Below are 2,926 nucleotides of genomic sequence, written 5' to 3' on the forward strand. Positions count from 1 at the left end.
GCATAATCCCCCTTCCTCTCCCACAGCGTGGGAGAGGAAGGGGGCAGGGGGAAGGTGAGGGGCATAATCCCCCCTCCTCTCCCACAGCCTGGGGAAGGAGGGGGCGGGGGGAGGTGAGGGCGTCCCCGCGTGACAAACATTTGAATTTCCTGTGCAAAAGTTGTGTTACATCTTCTCCTATTGACGCAACCCTCACAACCCTGATAATCTGTTCTTAACAAAATATTTTTTCCTTTCCAGCACACGCCCAACGGGCGCGGGCTTGCGTCAAGGAGGACAGTTATGCGAGCGTTTGAACCGGAAAGGATCCACAACATCGGCATATTCGGTCACCTCGGCAGCGGGAAGACCACGCTGGCCGAGGCAATGCTGATGACCGCCCACGCCATCCCGCGGATGGGGCGCGTCGAGGATGGGTCAACGACTAGTGACTATGATCCCGACGAGCACCGACGCGGGATGTCTATTTCGCTCAGTGTGTTACCCCTTGAATGGAATGGCGACAAGATCAATCTGATTGATGTGCCGGGTGCTGCTGATTTCGCCGGAGAAGCTAGCGCCGCGATGCGCATTATCGATGGCGCACTGCTCGTGCTCGACGCGAGCGCCGGTGTTGAGGTCGGTACCGAACTCTTCTGGGAGATGGCGGTACAGCAGCGCGTTCCACGCATCCTGTTCATCAACAAACTCGACCGCGAGAATGCCAATTTCTACCGTGTGATCGAGCAGGCCCGCGAAATCCTCGATGCTGCGGTGATTCCGCTGCAAATCCCAATTGGTTCTGGCAAAGATTTCAAAGGTATTATCTCGCTGCGTCAGCAGCGAGCCTGGCTGACTAGCCCCAAACACGATGGTAGCTATATCGAGGCTGATGTGCCACCAGAACTCGATACGTTGATGCACGAGTGGCGCACGGCCCTGATCGATAAAATTGCCGCAACCAACGATCACCTGATCGAACGCTATCTCGAAGGCGGTGAAGATGCGCTAACCCGTGAAGAGCTGTTGCTCGGCCTACGCACCGGTATCGCTGATGGTTCGATTGTGCCGGTCTTCTGTGGATCGGCCACTGAAGTTGTTGGCATCGCTCAACTGCTCAACGGTATCATCGACTCGATCCCCTCGGCAGGCCGGAAGACGACGACTGCCACCGATCTGACCACCAACCAGGAAGTTGAACTGCGACCCAGCCGTGACGAGCCACTGGCAGCGCTGGTATTCAAGACGGTGTCCGACACCTATGGCAGGCTGAGCTACTTCCGTGTCTTTTCGGGTGAAGTGCGCGCCGGTATGACCTTGTTCAATGCCCGTACCCGCAAAGAAGAACGGATTGCCCACGTCTACATCGTGCGCGGCAAAGAGCAGATCGAGGTCGAAGCCGTTGGCCCTGGTGACATTGGCTTACTGACCAAACTCGGCGATACGCAGACCAACGACACACTCTGTCTGTCGTCGCGCCCACTTGCGGTCAGTCCCATTCAGTTCCCTGCCCCGGCTTTCATTGCAACCGTGAAACCACGTACCCGTGCCGACCTTGACAAGCTCAGCTCGGCGCTCAGCCGGATGATCGAAGAAGACCCCTCTTTGCAGGTATCCCGCGATGCACGTACTGGCGAAGCCCTGCTGAGCGGTCTGAGCGAGACTCATCTTCAGATAGTCGCTGAGCGGATGAAGCGTAAGTTCGATGTCAACATCGACCTCGAACTGCCCCGCATCCCCTACCGCGAAACCATTCGCAGCGTTGCTACTGCTCAGTATCGCCACAAGAAACAGACTGGCGGTGCTGGTCAGTTTGCCGATGTTGCCCTGCGCGTCGAACCGTTGCCCCCTGATCCCAATCGCGAAGACCCGCTCGAATTCGTCAACGAAATTGTGGGTGGTGTGATCTCGCGTGGATTCATGCCGGCCATCGAAAAGGGTATTCGCGAGGCGATGGAAGAGGGCATCATTTCGGGGAACCCAGTGGTTGATGTGCGTGCAGCAGTCTACGACGGCAAAGAGCACCCGGTCGACTCGAAGGAAATTGCTTTCAAGACGGCGGCTAAGGAAGCATTCCGCCTCGCCGCTCAGAAAGCTGGCGTGATCATCCTCGAACCGATCTACAATATGGAAATCATTGTCCCTGACCAGTTCGCTGGCGACGTGATGAGCGATATGAGTACACGCCGGGGCCGTGTGCAAGGGATGATGCCAATGGGGAATGGCAAAACGGTAATCCACGCCCAGGCACCGTTGGTAGAGATTCAACGTTATGCAACCGACCTGCGTGGCATGACTCAGGGGCGCGGACGGTTCTCGATCAGCTTTGCCGGTTATGAAGAGGTGCCGCCGCATCTGGTTAACCAAATCGTAGAAGCCCACAAGAAAGAGCTGGAAGCGGCACACAGCCATTAGTGTCTGAGAAAGCCCCTGCGGCCTGTAACCCCAGGCCGCAGGTTGGTACGACAATGCACCGTCATACTCCTCACCGGAAACCGTCTTGTAGTATTCGGTATATGCCCTGACCATCCCTGCATCCAACAGTAGAGGGTAGAATATACTACAAACCGTAGTACTACACCAGCCGGAGCGGGTTCGCAACCCGCTCTATAGGGTGATGCAGGTGAGGGGGCAGCCCTCACCCCCGACCCCTCTCCCGCACGGCGGGAGAGGGGTGATCTGGTTCGTGAACGCGGTATCGTTGCCAGCTGCAGGATTGCCTCTGCTCCGCTCACCCCCCTCCTCTCCCGCAGCGTGGGAGCGGAAGGAAGGCAGGGGGGAAGGTGAGGGGGCAGCCCTCACCCCCGGCCCCTCTCCCGCACGGCGGGAGAGGGGTGATCTAGTTCGTGAACGCGGTATCGTTGCCAGTTGCAGGATCGCCCTTGCTCTGCCCATTCCCCCTCCGCTCATCCCCCTTCCTCTCCCGCAGCGTGGGAGAGGAGGGGGG

1 protein-coding gene is annotated in these 2,926 nt (G+C 58.1%); it reads left to right on the forward strand.

Annotated elements, in window-relative coordinates; all coding sequences use genetic code 11:
• The first annotated feature begins 282 nt into the window (after positions 1-282).
• The gene (fusA, locus tag JE47_RS0119910; RefSeq protein WP_031461419.1) at positions 283-2,394 is read left to right on the forward strand and encodes an elongation factor G; all 2,112 of its coding nucleotides are present in this window, start codon (positions 283-285) and stop codon (positions 2,392-2,394) included.
• The last annotated feature ends 532 nt before the right edge of the window (positions 2,395-2,926 follow it).

The sequence above is a fragment of the Chloroflexus sp. MS-G genome (assembly GCF_000735195.1).
GTDB lineage: Bacteria > Chloroflexota > Chloroflexia > Chloroflexales > Chloroflexaceae > Chloroflexus.

Bases quoted from the DNA above. Each gene is read 5' to 3' on its own strand.
- fusA (WP_031461419.1), top strand. From the start codon at position 283: ATGCGAGCGTTTGAACCGGAAAGGATCCACAACATCGGCATATTCGGT.